Genomic DNA, 25,116 nt, shown 5'->3' with positions numbered 1-25,116 from the left:
TTATCTTTATTTTTAGATGATTGTTCCAATAAAAACAACCATGAAATGTAAAGAGAGCGACCTAAGTCGCTCTTTTTTCGAATTACTTACGCTTACGTTGGATCGCGTGAATCGCACGCCCATCAACTGCAAGTGCAGCTTCATGTACCACTTCAGAGAAGGTCGGGTGACCGAAAGTCATCAACTGAAGATCTTCAACTGAAGATACAAACTCAAGCGCGATCATACCTTGGTGAACGATATCAGACGCAGCAGGTCCAATCACGTGCATACCGAGTAAACGATCCGTTTTTGCATCAGCAACAAACTTCACGAAACCGGCACCTTCACCCGCAGCTAAAGCACGACCGTTCACAGCAAAACCGAATTGACCCGTTTTAACTTCGTGACCTTTTTCAGTCGCTTGCTGTTCTGTTAAACCTACCCACGCCGCTTCCGGATGTGTGTAAATTACAGAAATAATGGTGTCATAGTTCACTTGTGCAGCATGACCGTGAATACGCTCAACCGCCATTACGCCTTCTTCCATTGCTTTATGCGCAAGCATTGGACCACGTACCAAGTCACCAATTGCGTATACGCCTTCAACTGAAGTTGCACACCAATCGTTGACTTCAACCAAACCGCGTTCAGTCAATTTAATGCCTGAATCATCAGCCAATAAACCTTCAGCATATGCGCGACGACCGACACAAACGATCAATTTATCGAAAGTTTCAGTTTTGTCTTCACCAGCTTGGTTATATTTAACCGTTATTTCACGACCATTGATTTCAGTACCTGCAACTTTTGCACCGATACGGATATCCATACCTTGCTTAGTCAACAGTTTTTGGAAGTCTTTTGCCAATGCTTTATCAGCCATTGGTAAGAATGCATCCATTGCTTCAAATACAACAACTTCAGCACCAAGACGACGCCATACAGAACCAAGCTCAAGACCGATCACGCCCGCACCAATTACACCTAAACGCTTAGGTACTTCTGGGAATTCAAGCGCGCCAGTAGAATCAACAATTAAGTCTTGATCTACAGGAGCCACTGGAATATTTACTGGTACAGAACCCGTCGCAAGAATCACATATTTAGGCTCTAAAACTTGAGTTTCACCTTCGTGAGAAACAAATTCTACTTTTTTACCTGCAAGCAGTTTACCCGTACCTTTTAACCACTCGATGCCATTACCTTTAAGTAACTGATCGATACCGCCAGTCAATTGATCTACAACTTTGTCTTTACGAGCCAGCATTTTAGAAAGATCGAATTTAACTTCACCAGTCGTAATACCATGGTCATCTAGATGTTGAACTGTATCTTCATAACGATGTGAAGAATCAAGTAAAGCTTTAGACGGGATACAACCGACGTTTAAGCAAGTACCACCTAAAGATGGTTTACCTTTATGAATACGTTTTTCGATACACGCAACTTTAAAACCAAGTTGAGCTGCACGAATTGCTGCTTCGTAGCCGCCCGGGCCACCACCAATTACGACTAAATCGAATTGAGACATGTTTATCTCCAACTAATCCCCCTTATTAATCCCCCTTTTCCAAAGGGGGATCTTCCCCTCTTTTTAAAGAGGGGTTAGGGGAGATTTTTAATGAATAAATTACAGATCAAGGATCAGACGCGCTGGCTCTTCTAACAATTCTTTGATTGTTACAAGGAAACCGACTGCTTCTTTACCATCGATTAAACGGTGGTCATAAGACAGTGCAAGGTACATCATTGGCAAGATTTCTACTTGACCATTCACCGCCATCGGACGTTCCTGGATTTTATGCATACCCAGAATCGCAGTTTGTGGTGTATTTAGAATTGGTGTAGAAAGCAATGAACCGAAAGTACCACCATTAGTAATAGTGAATGTACCGCCAGTCATATCTTCGATACCCAGTTTACCGTCACGTGCCTTGCCAGCATATGCACGGATGCCGTTTTCAACTTCAGCATAGTTCATGCGGTCTGTATCACGAAGAACAGGAACCACTAGACCACGCTCAGATGAAACTGCAACACCGATGTCGTAGTAACCGTGATACACGATGTCATCGCCATCAATTGAAGCATTTACCGCTGGATAGCGTTTAAGTGCTTCAGTTGCTGCTTTAACGAAGAATGACATGAAGCCAAGACGCGCACCATGACGCTTCTCGAATGCATCTTTGTATTGAGCACGCATTTCCATGATTGGTTTCATGTTCACTTCGTTGAACGTGGTCAACATTGCAGTTTCTTGAGTTGCTGCAAGTAAACGTTCAGCAACACGCTTACGAAGGCGAGTCATAGGAACACGTTTTTCGATACGCTCGCCCACTGCAACGCTTAATGGTTGCGCTGCAGGTGCTGCCGGTTTCGCTTGATGATTTGCCACATCTTCTTTCGTGATGCGACCGCCACGGCCTGTACCTGCAACGTCAGCAGCTGCAACACCAGATTCAGTCAATGCTTTACGCACTGCTGGAGCCTGATCCTGTACTTGTTGACGTTCAACGATCGGTGCATTACCTGCTTCAGTTTGCGCAGCAGCTTGTTCAACTTTCTCTTCAGACTGAACTGCTTGAGTTTGCGTAGCGCCAGAAACAGCACCTTCTTCAAACTGTGCAATGACTTCAGCTGAAAGAACAGTATCGCCTTCACCTTTAATAATAGATGCAAGTGTACCGTCTGCAGGAGCAACAACTTCTAAAACAACTTTATCAGTCTCAATATCGCAGATCACTTCATCACGTGACACTGCTTCACCTGGTTGTTTGTGCCAAGTTGCGATCGTACCGTCCGCAACTGACTCTGGGAATACCGGTGCTTTAATTTCGGTTGCCATTACTTAGAATCTCCTGGATTATTCAGCGTCGATCGCAAGCGCGTCGTTGATGAGCTGAGCTTGTTGTTTTGCATGCAAATATGGTGAACCACATGCCGGTGCAGCAGAAGCTTCACGGCCTGCATAGCTAATACGTACTTGTTTACCCGCTTTCATCACGTCGTCATATAGACGCGGTGCGATGAACAACCAAGCGCCTTGGTTCTTCGGTTCTTCTTGCGCCCAAACAAGTTCTTTAACGTTTGGATATTGCGCAAGCACTTCTGCCAGGCGTTTTTCTGGGTATGGATATAATTGTTCAATACGTACAATTGCAGTGTTGTTCAATTCTTTTTCACGACGTTTTTCAACTAGGTCGTAATACACCTTACCACCACACAGAACCAGACGGGTTACATCTAACTTGTTGATGTTGTCTACTTCATCAATCACGGTTTGGAATGTACCGTTTGCAAGCTCTTCAAGGCTAGATACAGCAAGCTTGTGACGAAGTAAAGATTTCGGCGAAGTAACAATCAATGGCTTACGGATTGGACGAATCGCTTGACGACGTAATGCGTGGAAAATCTGCGCAGGCGTAGTCGGTGTGATGACTTGCATGTTGTCTTCAGCACATAGCTGCAAGAAACGTTCCAAACGTGCAGATGAATGTTCTGGACCTTGACCTTCAAAACCGTGTGGAAGAAGCATAGTTAAGCCACATACACGCTCCCATTTGGTTTCACCAGATGAGATGAACTGGTCAATGACAACCTGTGCACAGTTTGCGAAGTCACCGAATTGTGCTTCCCAGATGATCAAACTCTTAGGAAGAGTCGTCGCATAACCATATTCAAATGCCAATACAGCCATTTCTGACAACAAAGAGTCATAGATTGCAGTACGCGGCTGGTTTTCTTTCAGGTTACACAGTGGAAGATAAGTTGAACCATCTACCTGATTATGCAGTTTTGCATGACGGTGTGAGAAAGTACCACGACCTACGTCTTCACCCGTTAAACGAAGCAAGTAACCATCATCTAGTACAGTTGCATACGCCAGAGTTTCAGCAGCACCCCAGTTCAGAGGCATTTCACCCGTTTGCATTTTCAGACGGTCATCAATTACTTTTGCAACTTGACGCTGCATCACAAAGCCTTCAGGAAGCTCACGCATTTTCTTGCCAAGCTCTTTTAGACGTTCGATTGGGAAAGTTGTATCCCACTCGTCTGTGTACTCATGACCTAAGTAAGGAGTCCAATCCACAAACATTTTTTTGTTTGGTTCAAGTACCAGTGCATTGGCAACGTGATTACCCGCTTCCAGGTCTGCACGGTAGTTTTCAACCATTTGATCTGCACTTGCGCGATCAAGAACACCCTGTTGTACCAATTGATCCGCATAAAGCGTACGCGTAGTCGCTTTCTTGTTAATCACTTGATACATCATTGGTTGAGTTGCAGCTGGCTCATCCGCTTCGTTATGACCACGACGACGGTAGCAGAACATGTCAATCACAACGTCTTTACGGAAGGTATGACGGAAGTCATGTGCCAATTGTGAAATGAACACCACAGCTTCAGGATCATCACCATTCACATGGAAGATCGGTGCCTGAATCATTTTTGCGATGTCAGTACAGTATTCTGTAGAACGTGCGTCACGTGGATCAGACGTCGTGAAACCAACCTGGTTGTTAATTACAATGTGCACTGTACCACCCACGGTATAACCGCGAGTTTGTGACATCTGGAAGGTTTCCTGGTTAACGCCCTGACCTGCAAATGCAGCATCACCGTGTACGATTAGTGGCAATACGTCATCGCCGCCAATGTCTTTACGACGTACTTGACGTGCACGTACTGAACCTTCAACCACAGGGCCAACGATTTCAAGGTGTGACGGGTTAAACGCCAATGCCAAGTGAACTTCGCCACCTGGAGTCATCACGTTTGAAGAGAAGCCTTGGTGATACTTAACGTCACCAGAACCTTTCTTGTGAATAGATTTACCTTCAAACTCACCAAACAGGTCAGCCGGGTTCTTACCCATGATGTTAACAAGAAGGTTTAAACGGCCGCGGTGAGGCATACCGATCACAACTTCTTTACAGCCTACAGAACCTGCACGCTGAATAATTTCGTTGACCATCGGGATGAATGCTTCACCACCTTCAACGCCGAAACGTTTGGCACCAACGAATTTATTACCAAGATATTTTTCTAGGCCTTCAGCCGCAGTTAAACGCTCAAGGACATGTTTCTTTTGATCAGCATTGAAGCCATATTGACCGCGTGCACTTTCTAGACGTTGTTGAATCCAACGTTTTTCTTTGGTGTCCACGATGTGCATGTATTCAGCACCGATTGAACCACAGTAAGTGGCTTCCATTGACTGAACCATTTCAGCCAAAGTCGCTTCTTCTTTACCGATCGCCAGGTTACCAGTATTGAATACTGTGTCTAAGTCAGACTGAGTCAAACCATGCGCAGCAAGATCTAGATCAGGCACAACTTCACGCTTCGCCAAACCTAATGGATCCAGTTTTGCTTTCTGGTGGCCACGGTTACGGTACGCAGCAATCAGCTGTAGCACGCCAATTTGACGACGTTCATGCTCTGAGCTGACTGTCGACTGAACAATAGGCTGAATACGGCTTGAATTGCGACCTAAAAGTAGGAATTGCTCACGTACATTACTGTGTGGTTGATCACCTTTTGGGAATTTATCGAAGTACGCTCTCCAGTCAGCACCCACTGAGTCTGGAGCAGTCAGATACTGCTCATAAAGTTCTTCAATATACGCTGCACTATCAGCGGAAAGTTCAGTGTCAAGACGCAGAGCGTCAGCAACTTCTTGCATTTGTGGACCCATTTCCTATTGCAAAAACATTTTCAGGATGCTTTTTAAGCAAAACCCAGGATTATTAGCATCAAATTGGTAATATGATACTAGTCCCCCATAAGGCATAAGCCATGAGGCGTTATCACCACACCAAGAAAATCTTGATATGTTTAATGAACAATAACGCCCCTCAGCGGCATCATCACTCATTGAATACCCGATCGAAACCGGGCAATTTTTTGCAAATCGACTTAGAAAAAAGCAAGCATTAACAAAGATTTTTTCTAAAGCGACTCGGGTCTACCTTTATATACCAGTCCCTGATTATGCAGTGTTTAAAAAATGTACCTGGCGTGGCATTTTTTAAACATAGTCATGGGCTAAATGCTAACATAATCTCAACTTTTCAATTGATTTTTTTGACACATACCTTCCATAAATTGGCTAAATACAGTTCAGATATTTTACTCTAATATATGGTGCTTTATCTCAAAAATAGATTCAATTTAGACTTAAGTCCTAAGCATTTCCGATAAATAAAAAGAGAGCAAACCTTTCAATCCACTCCCTCCTTAAATTTCCGTTATATAATAACATCGTTCTTGCTATTTTTCAGGTCAGTTTTACATCTAAAAATCATAAATACCCAAAATAATCACATGTTCTTCTTATATGGCGCTCAAAGCCATTACCCTTTTCCTGACTGTTTCACTCAACTTTATACATTTTAAGTATAGTATCTTTATTTTTATCCTATGATTTTTTAATTTTTCCAATAGTTTGCATAAAAAAAGCACACCTGAAGGTGTGCTTTTTTCTAAACTGCGAAGAGCAGCCTATTAGCCTGCCATATCTAAAAGCATATTACGGATGTGACCGATTGCTTTAGTTGGGTTCAAGCCTTTAGGACATACAGATACACAGTTCATAATGCCTTTACAACGGAACAATGAGAACGGGTCGTCTAGACGAGCCAAACGCTCTTGTGTTCCCGTATCACGCGAGTCAATAATGAAGCGGTAAGCGTTCAACAATGCTGAAGGACCCAAGAACTTGTCCGGGTTCCACCAGAATGACGGGCATGAAGTTGAACAGCATGCACATAGAATACATTCATATAGACCATCAAGATGCTCACGCTCTTCAGGAGACTGTAAACGTTCCTTAGGAGGCGCAGGCTGGTTGTTGATCAAGAATGGATGGATCTTATTGTACTGATCATAGAACTGGTTCATGTCAACCACCAAGTCTTTCACTACAGGAAGACCAGGCAATGGACGAACAGTAATTTCATTTGGTAAATCGTTCAGGTTCCAAAGACACGCCAAACCGTTTTTACCATTGATGTTCACGCCATCAGAACCACAAATACCTTCACGACATGAACGACGGAACGTTAAAGTCTCGTCCTGTACTTTCAATGCAAGAAGTGCGTCAAGCAACATACGGTGCTTATCAGTCAGTTCAAGTTTGAAAGTTTGCATGTACGGTGCTTTATCCTTGTCAGGATCGTAGCGGTAGATATGAAATGTACGAGTACCTCTACTCATCTGAATTCTCCTGATTAGAATGTACGTGGTTTAGGTGGAATCGCGTCAACCGACAATGGACGGTAACGAACTGGCTTGTACTCTAGACGGTTATCCGCAGAGAACCATAAAGTGTGCTTCATCCACTCATCATCACGACGACCATATGGGTATTCAGCATGGTCTGGAGACTCTTCAAAGTCTACAACCGTATGTGCACCACGGCATTCTTTACGAGCAGCAGCTGAAATAAGCGTTGCTTTCGCAACTTCATACAAGTTTTCAACTTCAAGTGCTTCAATACGTGCAGTGTTGAATACTTTAGATTTGTCTTTCAAGTGAATATTGCGTACGCGCGGTTCAATTGCAAGAATCTGCTTCACACCTTCGTCTAGAAGCGCAGATGTACGGAATACACCAGCGTGGTCTTGAACGATGTCACGGATTGCATCAGCAACGTCTTGAGCATTCTCACCTGTAGTCGATTCGTCAAGTTTACGAATACGTTCAACAGTTTCTTGAAGCACAGTTGTTGGAAGTGGCTCATATTCGCCATCGTGCTGTTTAGTCACATATTCAATGATATGTTGACCAGCAGCCTTACCAAATACAACCAAGTCAAGCAATGAGTTCGTACCTAGACGGTTCGCACCGTGTACAGATACACATGAACATTCACCGATTGCATAGAAGCCTTTTACTGGCTTAGCAAAGTCACGACCTTCGGCATTTGTAGAGTAAACGTCGGTGTCTTTATTGTAGTTAGCAACAAGCGCTTCAGTTTCACGAGATTCAGGAACAACCACTTGACCATGAATATTCGTTGGAATACCACCCATTTGGTAATGAATTGTTGGTACTACAGGAATTGGCTCTTTAGTGATGTCAACGTTCGCGAATTTCTTACCAATCTCGAATACAGATGGAAGACGTTTCATGATCGTGTCAGCACCCAAGTGCGTCATATCAAGCAGGATGTAATCGCCTTTAGGACCACAACCACGACCTTCTTTGATCTCTTGGTCCATAGAACGTGATACGAAGTCACGTGGCGCCAAGTCTTTCAAAGTTGGTGCATAACGTTCCATGAACGGTTCGCCGTCTTTGTTACGAAGGATTGCACCTTCACCACGACAACCTTCAGTCAACAATACGCCTGCGCCCGCAACACCCGTTGGGTGGAATTGCCAGAATTCCATATCTTGTAATGGAATACCTGCACGAGCAGCCATACCAAGACCGTCACCAGTGTTGATATAAGCATTTGTAGATGCACGGTACACACGACCAGCACCACCAGTAGCGAACAAAGTCGCTTTTGCTTGGAATACTGCAATTTTACCAGTTTCCTGATCAATTGCTGTAACACCAAGAACGTCGCCTTTTTCGTTACGGATCAGGTCAAGCGCAATCCATTCAACGAAGAATTGAGTGCCCATTTTCACGTTGCTTTGATAAAGCGTGTGAAGAAGTGCGTGACCGGTACGATCGGCAGCAGCGCATGCACGTGGCACAGCTTTTTCACCGTAGTTTGCTGAGTGACCACCGAATGGACGCTGGTAAATTGTACCGTCAGCATTACGGTCGAATGGCATACCTAGATGTTCAAGTTCATAAACCACTTGAGGCGCTTCACGAGTCATGAACTCGATTGCGTCTTGGTCACCTAACCAGTCCGAACCTTTTACAGTGTCGTAGAAGTGGTAGTGCCAGTTATCTTCTTGCATGTTACCAAGAGATGCACCAATACCACCCTGCGCTGCAACAGTGTGCGAACGAGTTGGGAATACTTTAGTCAGAACCGCAACTTTCAAACCAGCTTGAGCAAGTTGGTAAGACGCACGCATACCTGAACCACCACCACCAACGATGACAGCATCGAAAGTTTCATGCGGAATATTTGTGTAATCTTCTTTAGGGTTTATAGCGCCCATGATTGTTTCCTATCAATTCGCCCAAAAAATCTGGATCGCCCAGATTGCATATGCAAGTACAGCAATGATCACTGCTGAAGTCAGTACAAGGCGTAAACCTGAAGCTGAAGGACCCATTTGACGAGTAGTCACATAATCCGTGAATACCTGCCACATGCCGATCCATGCGTGTGCAACAAGAGATAAGACCGCCAATAAAGACATGATCTTCATTGGAACTGTCATCATAAAGCCGTACCACTGTTCAAAGTTGAAACCACCATTCAGTAGAATCCAACCCAGTACAACAACGGTATAAACAGCTAGAACTACAGCACTGACACGTTGGAGAAACCAATCGCGAGAACCTGAACCTGTTAAACCAGTAGCGCTTTTCATTAGAGTACGATCCATACAAATGCTGCAACAATACCGATTGCAGACAAGATTAATGCGATAGTAGATGCAACACGGCCACTTTCTAGTTCTTCAGCAACGCCAATGTCAGCAAGTAAATGCTTAACACCCGCAATAAAGTGAAAAATCATGCCGGCGACAAATACCCATACAATAAAGCGAACAATGAAACCGTTAAAGATTTCTTGAACTTGCGCAAAACCTTCAGGCGAAGACAATGACTTGTCTAAAATCCATAGAAGGACCGGTACGAGTAAGAATACGATAACACCTGAAAGACGGTGTAGAATTGATGCAATAGCCACGGGTGATTTTAAGTTTACTTCTAAAACTTGACCCATGGACAAATTGACAGGTCTGTTGCTTTTCACAGCGGGCATCCTGTAAGTAAAAACTCCATCCGGAGTTTGTTGGAATTAATTCGAAGGAAAGCTGGCATTCTCAGGCAAATACATGCCTAAAATCAAAACGACACTGAATTATAAAACGTGAACTATTAAAATACAAACGGCTGAATTTGGCTTTTTGGATAAAAAACCATTAAATAAGAATCATTAACAACAATAAGTCAGACTTTATATATTATTCCACCCTTTCAATTCCTATCTATATGATTGTTTTTAAATAATTAAGATGATTAATTTACTCAGTTTTCAGCCTACAGGATCATGTTTGAGTTTTAGACTAAAGATGCACAGTTCCATCACAAATATTATTTAAATCTCTTTTTAATTCAGATTTAAATCAAGTGTCTAGATTTAACAGACCAATTGCCCCAATTCATCAGCAGCGCAGTGATTCAGATAACCTGATGTTAAATAGCGACTTAGTACACCACACGATGGGTTTTTCAATCGATTTGAAGCATTTAGATTCAAAAAATCATTCATTTATTTTTATACTGCTTACCTTTGCTGCAAAACTGGCCATTTATTAAGCTACTTTTTAATCAATTGAACCATATTCAAAATTCAATTAATTGCTTTTATTTATAATTCTACCTGTTAAATTCAGCTTGGCAAAAACGATGTAAGTTATGAGATTTATATAGTTTTAAGCATGCTCACCTTAATCTTTCACTATTTTCGCCCGCATTTCTTGCTAGGAAAAAACGCTTACAAATGCCCCAAGCAGTCTATTTTTTTCTGCACCTCTGCATCAATTTGACTTATTATAGAGGTTTGATGCTGTGATTTTACTGAACTTTTTATACTGAGCGAATGTGACTAAACTGCTGTGCGGCCGTCATTTTTCATCCATAAGTATAATTGACAAAATTTCAGTACTCACTAATCTTATAGCAAATTTTTGATCCGTCCGTTTTGTGCATTAAAAGATTGATAGACAAAGCGGATATACATTCACCAGGACAGGAGATCTATTGAATGTCTGAAGCAACTGGCAAGAAAGCCGTTTTACAGCTTGATGGCAAAGAAATTGAACTACCAATTTACAGCGGCACATTGGGCCCAGATGTAATCGACGTTAAAGATGTGTTGGCTGCAGGTCACTTTACTTTTGATCCTGGTTTTATGGCGACAGCTGCGTGCGAGTCTAAAATCACGTTCATCGATGGTAACAAAGGTGTACTTTTACACCGTGGCTACCCAATCGATCAATTGGCGACTAAAGCTGATTACCTGGAAACTTGCTATTTATTGTTAAATGGCGAACTTCCAACTACTGAGCAAAAAGAAGAATTTGACGCTAAAGTACGTAACCATACAATGGTTCACGATCAAGTTAGCCGTTTCTACAATGGTTTCCGTCGTGATGCGCATCCTATGGCGATCATGGTAGGTGTGGTTGGTGCGTTGTCTGCATTCTATCACAACAACCTTGACATCGAAGATGTGAACCACCGTGAAATCACTGCGATTCGTTTAATCGCGAAGATTCCTACGCTGGCGGCTTGGAGCTACAAGTACACCATCGGTCAACCATTCGTTTACCCACGTAACGACCTTGGTTATGCAGAAAACTTCCTGCACATGATGTTTGCTACTCCTGCAGACCGTGATTACAAAGTTGATCCGATTCTTGCAAAAGCAATGGACCGTATCTTCACGCTCCATGCTGACCACGAACAAAATGCGTCTACGTCTACAGTACGTTTAGCTGGTTCTACTGGTGCTAACCCGTATGCATGTATTGCTGCTGGTATCTCTGCACTTTGGGGCCCTGCTCACGGCGGCGCGAACGAAGCTGTTCTTAAGATGCTTGATGAAATCGGCACTGTAGAAAACGTTGCTGGCTTCATGGAAAAAGTGAAGACGAAAGAAGTTAAACTGATGGGCTTCGGTCACCGAGTTTACAAAAACTTCGATCCACGCGCGAAAGTAATGAAAGAAACTTGTGACGAAGTTCTTGGTGCACTTGGCATCAATGATCCACAGCTTGCATTGGCTATGGAACTTGAACGTATCGCACTTTCTGACGAATACTTCATCAAGCGTAACCTTTACCCGAACGTAGACTTCTACTCAGGTATCATCCTTAAAGCGATTGGTATCCCGACTGAAATGTTTACTGTGATCTTCGCGCTTGCACGTACTGTTGGCTGGATCAGCCACTGGTTAGAAATGCACAGCGGTCCTTACAAGATCGGTCGTCCTCGTCAGCTTTACACTGGCGAAGTTCAACGCGATATCGTTCGTTAATTCGAACCGCGTCGAAAGACTTAAAAAAACCACCCGCCTGGGTGGTTTTTTTAGTGCTGACAAAAGCCTACAAAAAATTGACCTGAAACGTTTTAAAATTAGCATATCAAAATCATATTCACGGATTAAGTCACCTAAAAACAGGATATATATTGAATGCTGTTGTATTTTCTGCCCTTTATTTTGAGACTGGTTCGTTTTGAACAGTTTAAGTGCCGCAGTTTAACGCCTGGTGAAATCAAAATTTCCCAACAGGTATTTGGCAACCTGATCGATTATTCCCGCGTTAAAATCATGAATCACCCTTACCTACCTTGGCAATCCAAACATGTCATTATGGCGCCGAGTGGCTACATCCATGTACGCAATTTAAATTATCGGGAAGATTATTCGCGCGAGAGTTTATCTTATCAGGCACTATTTATTCATGAGATGGCGCATATTTATCAGCACCAATGTCAGATCAATGTGCTTTTAAAAGGGGCATTTTTACAAAGTGCTTATTTTCTCAGCTTGGGAAAATATAATCCGTACAAATATCAATTTAATCCCAACAAATCATTTTCAACCTACAATATTGAACAACAAGGCGATATTGCCCGGGATATTTTTCTAAAAAAAATTCCGAATATTATTTTAAATCCAAAAATAAACAGATGATATTTAATCAGTTTAATTCCAAACAATATAGCTAAAGCATATTTTAAAAGCCAAAATTTAGATTTCAGTCTTTAAATCTACATAAGCCTAGATGCATAAAAAATCAGCATATTTTCTAATTTTATATAATAACTTTTTTCACTCAATGCCTGTTCTGCTAAATCAACTCTAGCTTATCGATAAAATTTCGATAAAATAGGCCGGTATGATTATTTTGCATCGCACATTAAGATTCAATGATCATGCGATAAAAAGTTTTTTTATTTAAGCCATTTGGCATTTTATGAATATCGAAGTGCACTCAACTGAATAATTAGAATTATAAAAATCAGTAATTTAGTGTATCAACCTATAGGAATAGGATTTACTTGGAATGAAAAGTTTTAAAATTGCGATTGCTCAATTCTCTCCACATGTGGGCAATCTGGATGCAAATACGCAAAAAATGATTGATCTGGCCAATCAGGCTAAAAAAGATAAAGCGGATTTAATTATCTTTCCTGAACTTTCAACGCTGGGCTATCCTGCAGAAGACTTATTAATTCGCCCGAGCTTGGTGAAACGCACCAAAGCAGCTTTTGAAAAACTGACTGAAGTAAAAGATATTGTGATGGTCTTTGGTTTTGTTAATCAAACTGAAGATGGTCAGCGTTATAACTCGGCTGCTGTTATGAAAGATGGCGAAGTACTGGGTGTTTATAACAAGCAAGTTTTGCCAAACTATGGTGTATTTGATGAAAAGCGTTATTTTGGCGAAGGTCATCAGCATCTGGTATTTGAGTATCTTGGACATAAATTTGGCGTACTGATCTGTGAAGATGTCTGGTCTTTAGCCACTGTTCAGCAACTGGCAAAATTGAATATCGACACAGCTTTGGTACTGAATGCATCGCCATATGAAGTGGGTAAACCACAACATCGCATTGAAACCATGGCGGCCTTGGTCAAACAGCTGAATATCAATCTGGTGTACTGCAACCAGGTCGGTGGTCAGGATGATCTGATCTTTGACGGTACCAGTTTTGTGCTCAACAAATCTGGCGAGGTGGCTTTACAGGCACCAACTTTCCAGGAAAATCTGGCAATTGCAGAATTTAATGCTGAACAACTGCAATTCAGCAAAGGTGCAATTGCACCTGCTTTAGACACCATGGCTGAGATTTATCAAAGCCTGGTCATGGCTACACGTGATTATGTACAGCGTTCTGGCTTCCCAGGTGTGATTCTGGGACTGTCTGGCGGCATTGACTCTGCCCTGACCCTGGCGATTGCTGTAGATGCGCTTGGCGCAAACAAAGTTCAAGCCGTGATGATGCCTTATACCTATACCGCACAAATCAGTGTCGAAGATGCAGCGGCTCAAGCCAAAAACATGGGCGTGACTTTCGGTATTGCCGAAATCAATCCAGTGGTAAGCGGCTTTATGCAGGTGCTATTCCCATTCTTTGGCAACGCTCCAGTCGATGCCACCGAGGAAAACCTGCAAGCACGTTCACGTGGCACCTTATTGATGGCCCTGTCTAACAAATTCGGTAATCTGGTGCTGGCAACCGGTAATAAATCTGAACTAGCTGTCGGTTATTGCACCTTGTATGGTGACATGGTTGGTGGTTATGCGGTGCTGAAAGATGTGTATAAAACCATTGTGTTTGAACTGGCGAAATACCGTAACAGCATTTCAGAAACTCCAGTGATTCCAGAACGTGTGATTACTCGTCCACCTTCAGCAGAATTGCGTCCGGATCAGGTCGATCAAGACTCTTTACCAGCCTATGATATTCTGGATGCGATCTTGTACTCTTATATTGAAGAAGATATGAGTCAAGACGATATCATTGCCAAAGGTTTTGACGCTGAAGTCGTGAAGAAAGTGATTCGTCTGGTTGATATCAATGAGTACAAGCGCCGTCAAGGTGCCATTGGGCCACGTATCAGCTCACGTTCTTATGGCCGTGAGCGTCGTTATCCAATCGTCAATGGCTGGAAAGCAGGTAGCTAAATTCTGTTTTCAGTGATGTAAATCAGAATCGTCCAAGTGAATGCTTGGGCGATTTTTTTTATGCGGCAGTAAAATGAAGAATAGCCCTAACATTAAGAAGGAAAAATGATGTTTTGCGGAAACTGTAAAAATTAGTGGATGCTTCAAATATTTTTTATGGTTTTCAGTACTTTTAAAAGAAAAAAAAAGAGACCAAGCTGAGAGCTTGGTCTTTTAAAATGGTGGCTATGACGAGACTTGAACTTGTGACCCCCGCATTATGAGTGCGGTGCTCTAACCAACTGAGCTACATAGCCGTAAACTGTGTGCGCATTATCGTAATTTCAGCTTCTATCGTCAAGCATTTTAAAACACAAATGTTCAGTCTTTATGCAAATACGGAATAAACTTTTAAATTTTAAACAAAAAAGGTTTTTTTAGTATGTAATTCACGCATTCATAGCACCCTTTAATTCTTCGAGGATTCATCAAATGTATAAAATCAAAATATCTATTTTACTCATTGGCCTTTCAAGTCTGAGTGCCTGCCAGATCATCTCGCCTATTTTCGTAGATTATAATGGCGTCAGACGTGATGTGGCACAGTGGATTAATCAGCAGCAACTGATGAGCATGCAGCAAAAACGATCTTTGGCACAACTCAGCAGAGCACAGCAGAAAATCGAGCCCTATCCGGAATATGAGCAGAGTCAACGACTGGCGGTAACCCGGGAAAATCAGATTGCATTACATTGTGCGCGTTTACATGTGACAGAACATAAAATCCGGCAGCTACAGCAAAAAATTTATGCAGGTGAAACTCAAACAATTTTAAATCGTTATGAACAGCTGTCACCGCAAATAAAATTAGACCCGACCTCTATTCGATGTGATTAATCACTGTCTTAAGCTATCACATTAATTACATATAAATGATTAACTTAGTCTAAATAAACAACTCGGTTCAATAGCTCTAAACAGGTGCTTTATTCTTTAATCTATTAGACATTATACCTATGTATTTACTTGGTTTTATTTTTATACAATACAGGCTATGATCAAAGTATAAACAACTATTCGTACCCGGTTTAACGCGTCATAATTTTATAACTCTAAATTCCCCTTAGGAGAATTCTAATGCCTTTTGAACATATTTTAGTACCTGTTGACGGTTCAGAAACATCGTATGCTGCAGTAGATAAAGCTGTAGAAATTGCCAAAGCATTTAACAGTAAAGTCACAGTGGTTCAAGTGCTAGCGCTGGACCCTTATATCGCTGCGGAATATATCTCTGCGGCACAAACCAATGACCTGATTGAACGTGCCCGCACTTCCATCCTGAAAACGCTGGATGAAGCCAAAGCAAAATTCTCTGGTGCAGGTGTTGAAGTGGATACACAGCTGCTTGAGGGTCAGGTGATTTATAGCGAGATTGTCAAAGCAGCTAAAGATTTAAATTCTGACCTGATCGTGATTGGTTCACATGGTCGCACTGGCTTTAAAAAGCTGTTCCTTGGCAGCGTAGCGCAAAGCATTTTAGGCCAAGCGGATATCCCCGTGATGGTGATTCGCAACTAAATTATCTTCAAAATCCCCATTTTTCACCAAGTGGGGATTTTTTATATCTCTACTCGACCATCCCATTGATAGCGTTTTAAATCCACTCGATCACCTCTAAAACAAATTCCTTCCTGCATGAGTTTTTGCTGCTGAATATTCTGGCCATGTTCGTCCAGTTGTTTCAGACTGATTTTCGCTTGGGCATTGATCACCCGATACCAGGGAATATTAGTGTCCGAATCTAGATGACTTAATACTCGCCCGACCAATCGCGCATGTTTGGGTAAACCTGCCAGTCTGGCAATCTGTCCGTAGGTGGCGACTTTGGCATATGGAATCTGATTGACCACAACCAAAATCATTTCTGTCATTTCCTGATTGGCTGAACTTGTCTGGGTCATTTTCATCTCATTAATAGCTCATTTAAATAAAAGATCACACCTCAACCTATCCACAAAAAACTAGATGAAAATAATCAAGCCTGATGAAATACGCTAACCCAAGCGATCTCAGCTCACGATAGAAATAATCCGGCAGCATCTTGATACTCTAAGTTTTATCTTTAGAAATTATCCGGATTTTCCAGTCTTTTTACTTCCTGAACTTTATCTGGATGATGCACCGTGGCAACGCCATCTGCATCTTTCTGATCAATCAGAATTTCTGGCTGAAAGATAGTAATAGTCTCATTTCCTTTGGCATCTTCTCCAACAATATAGCGAAAACCCTTACGATTCATTTTATGACACATGCGTTGATACCAGCCTTTAAAGCCCTGCGTCTCTTCATTGGGATTATAATAAAACGCATTCATCACCGCAGGCAGGCCCAAGCCACATACCACACCGGACAATAGCACTACAATAAAGGTATAGCCCACCAGAATACTGCTATAGGCTTCCAGCTGAGGAACATTGGCGACCGCCAGAATTAAGGCCAAAGAAATCCCGCCCCGTACTCCGCCCCAAGACAGGATGGTCAAACTGCCGTTATAGCTTTTCTTGCTGACTTTTGGGAACATGGCAAAGGCCAGATAGTTGGCTGCAAAACGGGCCAGATGTAGAATCACAAAAGCCACCATTCCGCCCAGAACCAGACTGGTACTCAAGTCCAGAATAAACAATTCTAGACCAATCAGGGTAAACAGGAATGAATTGATAATTCCCTCAACCGTATGCCAGAAATGATTAACGTCACCAATTTCAGCATCTGCCAGGATTTCTTTCCATTTATTGCCAACAATCAAACCACCAATCACACAGGCAATTGGCGCGGAAGCATGTGCCAGCAAAGCCACCAGATAGGAACCACAAGCCAGCAAGGCCGTGGTCAAAATCAGAGATTCCATTTCATGCTTACCGCGCAAAATCCGCAAGATCGCAAAACCGAATCCGAGACCAATCAGCACCGCCACGACAATTTCATAAAGCAAGGTTTGCAGCACTGCCAGTACCGTAAAGTTTTCACCTTGCAGAACATTGAGCAAGGTCATAAATAAGGCAATACACATTGCATCATTAAACAGTGATTCGCCTTCAAGCTTGACAATCAAATGATGCGGTGCGCGAACCGAACTCAATACGCCTTTGATGCCGATCGGATCTGTGGCGCCCAAGGCCGCCCCTAGCAAGAGCAAAACCAGCAGGTCAACATGTTTACCAATCAGGAACTGATAACCATACAACACCACACCAAAGAACACTGCACAGAACACCAAAGCCAGACCAGCCAAAATACTGATCGGCCGCCAGTGGTTACGCAAATCTGAGACCTTAAACTTCAGCGCAGATGAAGTCAGGATAAAACAGATCACCCCATTGATCAGAAAATCATAGAAATCGACGTGACGAACAGCCTGCTCGATATTGTCAATATTGATGCTAAAGAATGGATTGCCATGCAGTAAACTGGCGCCCCACTGCAAAATAAAAACAAAGATTGCTGAGACAATCGGGACACCGATCGCTTGCGGAAAACCCAAAACGCGCTTATTAAACATCGTCGTAGCAATGGACAAGGCAAATACGACTGTGAGTAGCTGAAGAAAAAAGAAATTTCCCATTCGGTTTCCTAAAATCGGGCGAGATGGAGCACTATGCGCCGAGAGGCGTTGTTAAAATAGAGATTTGAATAGCAAGGTATTCTGGCAAAACAAGTTTAGTCCGTTTTTTATCGAATTGAGTTAAGTTTCTTTTCAGTATTTTCGAATGATGATTTAACATACAGGTCAGCACTCGGCTTTTGCTTTCCCATCATTCTATTTTGAATTTTTCTCCCATGCATCAAACTGTCAAAACCATTTTTCGTCTCTGTTTTGCCAGCGTGATTTTTCTGATCACGTTGTCCTTATGTTTTACCTGCTTTGCTAAAATTCAGGAAATTCTGCAAGCAGAACAGCATTATCAGCAAGCCACCAGCATTCCCTTAAAAAGTTCAACCGGGGAGCAGTATGTATTGGTGTCCAATAACCAGCGACCGGACAATGCCATTTTTATTCTGATTGCAGGAAATGGTTATGTGGCCAAAATCAATTGTGAGCATTACAGCGCTTTATGTAGCGATGAAGACAATCAATCGCATACCCGACAAATCCAGAGCGTTGACTTAATTAAAGCGGGAAATCTCTTCTATATTGAAAAAATCCAGTTCAGAGATAGCCGGACTGGCAAAGCAACTGCTTTAGAATATAACAAACAAGATATTCAGCAGTTTTATCAAAATGACATGAGCAACCTCAAATATACGGTCTTTGCAATTGCCCTGTTTGCTTTGGCTGCGTTATTTGTTAGTATCAAGATATTAAGAAACTTCCGACGTTTTCTGCATAAATAAAAAAAGGAGCATCTGCTCCTTTTTTTATCGAAGTCATTTAAATATTTTGATTAAAGGTATCACAATTCGCAACCTGACCAGATTTCAAGCCGGTATTAAACCACTGCACCCGCTGCGCGCTGCTGCCATGAGTAAAGCTGTCCGGCACCACCTGCCCGCGAGCACGTTTCTGTAAATAATCATCGCCAATTTTATGGGCGGCATCCATCGCTTCCTGCACATCACCCTGTTCCAGAAATTGGGTACGTTCATGATTATGGTAAGCCCAAACGCCGGCCAGACAGTCTGCCTGCAATTCCTGACGCACTGAAAGCTGATTACTTTGCACTTCGCTTGCTTGCTGACGTGCTTGCTGTACTTGAGAAGAAATACCTAAAATCGTCTGGATATGATGCCCCACTTCATGGGCCACGACATAGGCCAGCGCAAAATCCCCCGCCTGATCATTACGAGAAAGTTCAGTCGCATTCTGTTCTCCAGTGATGCCCATTTGACTGCGCATATCTTTAAAGAATGCCGTATCGATATACACTTTCTGGTCTGTCGGACAGTAGAAAGGTCCCATCGCCGCCTGAGCCGTACCACAACCAGAATTCACAATGCCATTGAACAACACCAGTTTCGGTGGGACATACTGCTGATTTAACTGCTGCTGAAACACCTGATTCCAGGTATCTTCAGTATCTGCCAATACAGTTCCAACAAAATCAATCGACTCCTGCTGTTCTGGCGTGGGATTTTCCAGGCCACGTGTTTCTGCCGCACCCGATACCCCCTGAGTGACCTGCTTGGTGGTTTGATAAGCCTGTTGTGGATCGACACCGAAAAACTTCCAGGCCACAAAGGCCACAATCAATCCAACAATACTGATTCCGCCAGCTTTGGCACCACCACCGCGACGGTCTTCTACATTGCTACTGACACGACGACCTTTCCAACGCATAGTCTTTTCCTTTTCTTAATCTGCTTAATATCCAGATATTTCCACACCTTAAGCTTTTGATGATTTAGGCCAGATTTTCTTAATCAGGCTGATGACCAGCATGACCAGCAGACCCGCTAAAATTCCTACTGCGAAATTAATCAAGGTCGGTGTTACGGCACCGACAATGTTGCCAATGCTGGGAATATCCTGCACATAAGCAACACTGTCTTCAGTAAAGTGATGAATAAAAGGAATAGCATGGTTAATAATTCCACCGCCCACCAGAAACATTGCAGCGGTTCCAACAATGGAGAGAATTTTCATCAGGACCGGAGCAAATGCCAACAAGCCACGTCCTATTTTTTGTTTAAAATCGGACTGCTGTTCAGTCAGATGCAGACCGATATCATCCAGCTTGACAATCAGCGCGACAAAACCATAAACACCAATGGTCATCACCACCGCGATCAGGCTTAAAACAGTCACTTTGGTCAGCATCGAGGCTGCGGCGACAGTTCCCAAGGTAATCACAATAATTTCAGCAGATAGAATAAAGTCGGTACGGACGGCACCTTTCACTTTTTCATTTTCAAACTGGTGCAAATCCATTTCCGTATGGATTAATTGTTCACGCGCCTGTTCCGCATCCTTGGCCTTCGGTGTGTGCAAGGTATGAATAATTTTTTCCACGCCTTCATAACACAAAAACAAACCACCCAGCACCAACAAGGGATTAATCAGCCAGCCTGCAATAAAGCTGATTAATAATGCCAGCGGAACCAAAATCAGTTTATTGACAAAAGAACCTTTGGCGACTTTCCAGACCACTGGCAATTCACGATCAGCCCGCACACCTGTCACTTGCTGCGCATTTAAAGCCAGATCATCACCAAGGACGCCTGCTGTTTTTTTTGCTGCCATTTTGCTCATGACAGCGACATCATCCAGAACAGTAGCAATATCATCTAATAATAGTAATAAACTGCTCGCCATACTTATTATCCTTATCTTCTTTCCATGTAGTTTAATCAAAATTCTTAAAAATATTGTATTCACTTGTTTAATTTATAAGATTTTTTTACGACAGCTTTTTTTCTGGCTGACAATCAAAAACAGAATGCCGTACAATGTTGCCATTCGTTAAAATACAGCTGTAGTACTGACTACCCTTTGGAATAGATAATGAGTAATCAAGATAATCGTCCAGTGATCTTGACGGGCGACCGTCCTACCGGACAACTCCACCTCGGCCACTTTGTGGGTTCATTACGCTCTCGTGTAGGTCTGCAAGATTCTCACCATCAACACTTGTTACTCGCCGATGCTCAAGCCCTAACTGATAATGCGGACAATTTTGAAAAAGTACGTCGTAACATTATTGAAGTGGCGACGGATTATCTGGCTGTCGGTATTGATCCAACTAAAACCACAATTTGTGTTCAGTCATGCTTACCTGCCTTAAATGAACTGACCATGCTATATCTCAACTTTGTGACTGTTTCACGTCTTGAGCGTAACCCGACCATTAAATCTGAAATCCAGATGCGTGGTTTTGAGCGTGATATTCCAGCCGGCTTCTTGTGCTACCCGGTGGCTCAAGCTGCTGACATTACAGCATTTAAGGCAACGGTTGTTCCTGTGGGTGAAGATCAAATTCCAATGATCGAACAGACCAACGAAATCGTGCGTCGTTTAAACCGTCAAATTGGTCATGACCTGCTACCAGAATGTAAGGCACTTCTTTCCAATGTTGGTCGCCTACCTGGTTTTGATGGTAAAGCAAAAATGTCGAAATCTTTGGGCAATACCATTGTGCTGGATGCGACAGATAAAGATATTAAGAAAGCCGTCAATGCAATGTATACCGATCCGAATCATCTGCGTATTGAAGATCCAGGTCAGGTCGAAGGCAATGTGGTATTTACTTATCTAGATGCCTTTGACCCAAATAAAGAAGAGCTGGAAGAGCTCAAAGCCCATTATCGTCGTGGTGGTTTAGGCGATGGTACAGTGAAAAAACGTCTGGAAAGTATTTTAAAAGAATTGATCGGCCCAATTCGTGAGCGTCGTATTGAACTGGCTAAAGATCCCGATTACATCATGGATATCCTGAAAACCGGTACGGATAAATGTCGCGATATTACCCAGGCGACACTGGATGAAGTCAAATCTGGCCTCGGCGTATTCCATTTTTAATTAGAAAAAATTGCTCTTAAAAGCTCTTCTGATGAAGAGCTTTTTTATTTAAGCTAAAATTGCGCAAAAATGATGCAAATATCCCCACATAATCTTCATAGTTTTAACCTTATTTAACATGTATTAACATGAATACTGATGAGTCATATGAGAATGCGTCCTATTATGGTCATATTCAGTAAGGAATCAGATTTAACTCTCTCCACAGTTAATGAAGTAGTTTGAAAAGACGTTCCTTTTTCTACGCAATGACAACCCCAATCATTGCGTTTTTTTTGTCTTTAATTTTTGAATCTATTTTATTTCAAGCATAAAAAAACCCGCCAGAGCGGGTTTTTCGAATTCAGCATTTAAGCATTTTTATGACGCATATGCGGGAACAAGATCACATCGCGGATACTTGCTGCATTGGCAAAGATCATCACTAGACGATCAATACCAATACCCTCACCTGCTGTTGGAGGAAGACCGTATTCCAGTGCTTCTACAAAGTCTGCATCGTAATGCATAGCTTCATCATCACCAGCATCTTTTTCAGCGACCTGTGCTTGGAAACGTTCAGCCTGATCGATTGGATCATTCAATTCCGAGAAGCCATTGGCCAATTCACGACCACCGATGAAGAATTCAAAACGGTCGGTAATGTGTGGATTGTGATCATTACGGCGTGCCAATGGAGAAGTCTCCGCTGGATATTCAGTAATGAACGTCGGCTGACGCAATTTGGTTTCCACGGTTTCTTCAAATACCATGGTTTGCAGTTTGCCCAGACCAAAACCTGGCTTCACTTGCTCTTTCAATTCTTCCTGAAGGAATTTTGCCAAGAACTCACGGTCATTGACATTTTCAGGAGTAAATTGCAGGTTATTTTCCAGAATCGCATCAAACATTGAAATTTTCTTGAATGGACCTTTGAAGCTATACACTTCATCACCATAAGGTACGTCAGTCGTACCCAAGATATCAATCGCCAGACGCTCCAGCATTTGCTCGGTCAATTCCATCAAGTCTTTGTAATCTGCATACGCCTGGTAGAATTCAATCATGGTGAATTCAGGGTTATGACGCGTAGAGACACCTTCGTTACGGAAGTTACGGTTAATTTCAAACACACGTTCAAAACCGCCGACTACCAAACGCTTTAAGTAAAGCTCTGGCGCAATACGCAAGAACAATGACATGTCCAATGCATTGTGATGTGTTTCGAAAGGACGTGCCGATGCACCGCCTGGAATCACATGCATCATTGGCGTTTCAACTTCCATATAGCGCTTTTCAGTCAGGAAGGCACGGATACCCGCTACGACTTTGGCACGAATCTCAAAAGTTTTACGTGTTTCTTCGTTAACGATCAGGTCAAGATAACGTTTACGATACTTCACTTCAGTATCGTTCAGACCATGGAACTTGTCTGGAAGTGGACGCAATGATTTGGTCAGTAATTCAAAATGTTCGATATGTACATACAAATCGCCTTTACCCGAACGACCGATATAACCTTCGACTGCAATGATATCGCCAAGGTCCAGACCTTTAATGGTAGCAAGTACATCTTCTGGAAGTTCTTTACGCGCCACATACAGCTGGATACGACCTGTCATGTCCTGGATCACGATAAATGAACCACGGTTCAACATCACTCGACCGGCAACTTTGACGTAGACCTTTTCGCCTGCTTCAATTTCTTCTTTAGATTTATCAGCGAACTGGTCTTGTAAATCTTGGGCATAATGCTCACGCTTAAAGGTATTCGGCCATGGGCTCTTACCTGTTTCTTTTGTCTGAGCTTCGATTTGCTTTAACTTGGCATGACGCTGTGCAATTAAATCGTTTTCGGAAATGATTTGTTCAGAAGTCGATTGAGCGTTAGTTTGCGTCATCTCTGCCTCGAATAAGATTAGTTAAAAAATAGAAGTTGCATAGAATAGCAGAAATCCTTCTCAAATCGTAGCGTAAAGACTCTCAGGAACCGGCTTTTCTTTGGAAAAATCCACTATCTTGCTATTTACACCATTCGGTTCAACCCATCTGTCACTCTTTTAAATTCCCTTTCTTCAACCTTTTGCAGCACCCAGCTGCTCTCAGTTGGGATTAAAGTTTAAATCAGACAGGAGTTATACAAAATCATTGCACTGCAAAATTGTGGCTTAGACCAATAGCTAACTGCCTTGTACACCCAGACGTTCTACAATGACGCTCAGATTGAAGATGATGTGCCAATCAACAAATAACCAATATGGCATGTCCCATAAAAATGAGTAATGAACTATGTCTAAGATTTTGTTTTTACATGGCTTAGATTCCTCCAGAGAATCCACCAAGTTCCATGCCATTGATGTGGTACATAAATACTGTATCGATGTCGATTATCGAAATCTGAGTTATAGTTCGGTCACCGAGTTTTATCATGAGATGATTGAAACCATCAAACCGGATATTCTGGTCGGCCACAGTCTTGGCGGTTATTGGGCACTGAAAATGTCACAAGCATATCAAATTCCATGTGTAGTGGCCAATCCCATTTTGCAGCCTAACTTCCGCGATGATTATCCGCCGATTGGGCATCATGATTTACAGCATGATATTCCTCAGTTTGCCTATCTGGAGCTGGGCGATGAAATTCTGGATATGCATGCGGTTCAGACACAACTTGAAGACTATATGCAAATTCAGGCAGTTGATGGCGGCCATCATCGTCTGGAACATCCTGAGCAAATTAATACGCTGATTCAGGAAATCGAAGATCATTTTATCAGGCAATAAAAAAGCCCCACAATTTCGGGGCTTTTTTTACAA

20 protein-coding genes and 1 tRNA gene are annotated in these 25,116 nt (G+C 42.5%); 8 read left to right on the top strand and 13 right to left on the bottom strand.

The features are described from left to right. Positions 1 to 82: 82 nt before the first annotated feature. From lpdA to sdhC, 7 genes are all read right to left on the bottom strand, one after another. Positions 83 to 1,513, bottom strand: a complete 1,431-nt coding sequence (gene lpdA / locus FTV08_RS02725; RefSeq protein WP_180086579.1) for a dihydrolipoyl dehydrogenase — start codon at positions 1,511 to 1,513, stop codon at positions 83 to 85. Between the two features lie 99 nt (positions 1,514 to 1,612). Then, the gene (gene odhB, locus FTV08_RS02720; protein ID WP_004279435.1) at positions 1,613 to 2,827 is read right to left on the bottom strand and encodes a 2-oxoglutarate dehydrogenase complex dihydrolipoyllysine-residue succinyltransferase; all 1,215 of its coding nucleotides are present in this window, start codon (positions 2,825 to 2,827) and stop codon (positions 1,613 to 1,615) included. 18 nt (positions 2,828 to 2,845) lie between these two features. Continuing rightward, positions 2,846 to 5,668 (bottom strand): 2-oxoglutarate dehydrogenase E1 component, encoded by a 2,823-nt coding sequence (locus tag FTV08_RS02715; protein WP_180086577.1) that lies wholly within the window; start codon positions 5,666 to 5,668, stop codon positions 2,846 to 2,848. Positions 5,669 to 6,489: 821 nt separating this feature from the next. Beyond that, entirely contained in the window at positions 6,490 to 7,200 is a 711-nt protein-coding gene (locus tag FTV08_RS02710; RefSeq protein ID WP_004279433.1) for a succinate dehydrogenase iron-sulfur subunit, read from the bottom strand. A 14-nt stretch (positions 7,201 to 7,214) separates the two neighbouring features. Then, on the bottom strand, positions 7,215 to 9,113 hold the full coding sequence (locus FTV08_RS02705; RefSeq protein ID WP_004646289.1) for an FAD-binding protein: 1,899 nt from the start codon (positions 9,111 to 9,113) through the stop codon (positions 7,215 to 7,217). 12 nt (positions 9,114 to 9,125) lie between these two features. Then, complete coding sequence (gene sdhD / locus FTV08_RS02700; protein ID WP_004279431.1) at positions 9,126 to 9,491, bottom strand: succinate dehydrogenase, hydrophobic membrane anchor protein; 366 nt, start codon at positions 9,489 to 9,491, stop codon at positions 9,126 to 9,128. After that, positions 9,491 to 9,889 (bottom strand): succinate dehydrogenase, cytochrome b556 subunit, encoded by a 399-nt coding sequence (gene sdhC, locus FTV08_RS02695; RefSeq protein ID WP_004279430.1) that lies wholly within the window; start codon positions 9,887 to 9,889, stop codon positions 9,491 to 9,493. The genes sdhD and sdhC overlap by 1 nt, the downstream gene beginning before the upstream one ends. Positions 9,890 to 10,894: 1,005 nt before the next feature. On the opposite strand from sdhC, the gene gltA reads away from it, so the two are divergent. The 3 genes from gltA (at position 10,895) to FTV08_RS02680 (ending at position 14,828) form a co-directional block, all read left to right on the top strand. Next, entirely contained in the window at positions 10,895 to 12,169 is a 1,275-nt protein-coding gene (gltA, locus tag FTV08_RS02690; RefSeq protein WP_129717195.1) for a citrate synthase, read from the top strand. Between the two features lie 156 nt (positions 12,170 to 12,325). Beyond that, positions 12,326 to 12,829: a hypothetical protein gene (locus FTV08_RS02685; RefSeq protein WP_004279428.1), complete on the top strand. Its 504-nt coding sequence runs from the start codon at positions 12,326 to 12,328 to the stop codon at positions 12,827 to 12,829. Positions 12,830 to 13,202: 373 nt separating this feature from the next. Next, positions 13,203 to 14,828 (top strand): NAD+ synthase, encoded by a 1,626-nt coding sequence (locus FTV08_RS02680; protein WP_180086575.1) that lies wholly within the window; start codon positions 13,203 to 13,205, stop codon positions 14,826 to 14,828. A gap of 219 nt (positions 14,829 to 15,047) precedes the next feature. Here the strand turns inward: FTV08_RS02680 and FTV08_RS02675 are convergent. Continuing rightward, positions 15,048 to 15,124 (bottom strand) — tRNA-Met (locus FTV08_RS02675). Between the two features lie 175 nt (positions 15,125 to 15,299). Between FTV08_RS02675 and FTV08_RS02670 the strand changes: the two genes are divergently transcribed. Then, the gene (locus tag FTV08_RS02670; protein WP_180086573.1) at positions 15,300 to 15,704 is read left to right on the top strand and encodes a hypothetical protein; all 405 of its coding nucleotides are present in this window, start codon (positions 15,300 to 15,302) and stop codon (positions 15,702 to 15,704) included. Between the two features lie 240 nt (positions 15,705 to 15,944). Next, positions 15,945 to 16,385: a universal stress protein gene (locus tag FTV08_RS02665; RefSeq protein WP_004279425.1), complete on the top strand. Its 441-nt coding sequence runs from the start codon at positions 15,945 to 15,947 to the stop codon at positions 16,383 to 16,385. 41 nt (positions 16,386 to 16,426) lie between these two features. Here FTV08_RS02665 and FTV08_RS02660 read toward each other — a convergent pair whose 3' ends face one another. Together FTV08_RS02660 and FTV08_RS02655 are read right to left on the bottom strand one after the other, a co-directional pair. Next, the gene (locus FTV08_RS02660) at positions 16,427 to 16,768 is read right to left on the bottom strand and encodes an MGMT family protein (RefSeq protein WP_180086571.1); all 342 of its coding nucleotides are present in this window, start codon (positions 16,766 to 16,768) and stop codon (positions 16,427 to 16,429) included. Positions 16,769 to 16,929: 161 nt separating this feature from the next. Beyond that, entirely contained in the window at positions 16,930 to 18,429 is a 1,500-nt protein-coding gene (locus tag FTV08_RS02655; protein WP_071850584.1) for a sodium:proton antiporter, read from the bottom strand. Positions 18,430 to 18,644: 215 nt separating this feature from the next. On the opposite strand from FTV08_RS02655, the gene FTV08_RS02650 reads away from it, so the two are divergent. After that, a complete protein-coding gene (locus FTV08_RS02650) occupies positions 18,645 to 19,199 on the top strand; it encodes a hypothetical protein (protein ID WP_005107529.1) in 555 nt (184 codons plus the stop codon). Positions 19,200 to 19,236: 37 nt separating this feature from the next. Here the strand turns inward: FTV08_RS02650 and FTV08_RS02645 are convergent, their stop codons facing one another. Both FTV08_RS02645 and FTV08_RS02640 read right to left on the bottom strand, forming a co-directional pair. After that, on the bottom strand, positions 19,237 to 20,142 hold the full coding sequence (locus FTV08_RS02645; protein ID WP_004646279.1) for a neutral zinc metallopeptidase: 906 nt from the start codon (positions 20,140 to 20,142) through the stop codon (positions 19,237 to 19,239). Between the two features lie 48 nt (positions 20,143 to 20,190). After that, entirely contained in the window at positions 20,191 to 21,117 is a 927-nt protein-coding gene (locus tag FTV08_RS02640; protein WP_180086569.1) for a DUF808 domain-containing protein, read from the bottom strand. 189 nt (positions 21,118 to 21,306) lie between these two features. Here FTV08_RS02640 and trpS point away from each other — a divergent pair, with 189 nt between their 5' ends. Beyond that, a complete protein-coding gene (gene trpS, locus FTV08_RS02635) occupies positions 21,307 to 22,320 on the top strand; it encodes a tryptophan--tRNA ligase (protein ID WP_004279419.1) in 1,014 nt (337 codons plus the stop codon). 350 nt (positions 22,321 to 22,670) lie between these two features. Here trpS and lysS read toward each other — a convergent pair whose 3' ends face one another. Continuing rightward, positions 22,671 to 24,200 (bottom strand): lysine--tRNA ligase, encoded by a 1,530-nt coding sequence (gene lysS, locus FTV08_RS02630; protein WP_180086567.1) that lies wholly within the window; start codon positions 24,198 to 24,200, stop codon positions 22,671 to 22,673. 388 nt (positions 24,201 to 24,588) lie between these two features. On the opposite strand from lysS, the gene FTV08_RS02625 reads away from it, so the two are divergent. Then, on the top strand, positions 24,589 to 25,083 hold the full coding sequence (locus FTV08_RS02625) for a YqiA/YcfP family alpha/beta fold hydrolase (RefSeq protein WP_004279417.1): 495 nt from the start codon (positions 24,589 to 24,591) through the stop codon (positions 25,081 to 25,083). Positions 25,084 to 25,116 lie beyond the last annotated feature (33 nt).

The organism is Acinetobacter sp. YH12226 (assembly GCF_013417805.1).
Lineage (GTDB): Bacteria > Pseudomonadota > Gammaproteobacteria > Pseudomonadales > Moraxellaceae > Acinetobacter.
The sequence above is the reverse complement of the archived record's forward strand: the minus strand, read 5'-3'. Positions and strand labels throughout refer to the sequence as shown.